Consider the following 554-nt stretch of genomic DNA (forward strand, 5'->3'; position numbering starts at 1 on the left):
AGTATGGGGTGACCCAGCGCCTGCAGGTGCACCCGCAACTGGTGCGAGCGGCCGGTCACAGGTTCCAGTTCCAGCCGGGCGGTGGGTCCTGCCGCTGCCCCTGCCACCGCGGGGGGCGCGTCGGGCGCCAGGCGCCAGCGCGTGTGGCTGGGTTTGCCCAGCGCGACGTCCACCTTGCTTTTGGGGCGGTTCGGCCAATCGACGATCAGCGGCAGGTGGATGTCGCACCAGCCGTCGGCGTCGGCCCCGGCCGGGTCGGGCTGGCCGGCCACCACCGCGATGTAGCGCTTGTGCACCCGGCGCTCGGCGAAGGCGCGGCTCAGGCGGCGCTGGGCTTCAAGGCCGCGCGCCATCACCACCAGGCCGGAGGTGGCCATGTCCAGCCGGTGCACCACCAGCGCGTCGGGGTACCGGGCCTGCACGCGGGCGCTCAGGCAGTCGGCGTGCTCGGGCCCGCGCCCGGGCACCGAGAGCAGGCCGGCGGGCTTGTCCAGCACCAGCAGCGCGTCGTCGGCGTGCCGCACGGTCACGCCGTCGGGCACGGGCAGCGGCCG

1 protein-coding gene is annotated in these 554 nt (G+C 75.5%); it reads right to left on the minus strand.

What is annotated here, in order from left to right; genetic code table 11:
* On the minus strand, positions 1 to 548 hold a 548-nt coding region (locus tag HA630_RS01090; protein WP_166832106.1), incomplete at its 3' end, for a pseudouridine synthase.
* Positions 549 to 554: the final 6 nt, after the last annotated feature.

This window comes from Aquabacterium sp. A08, from assembly GCF_011742065.1.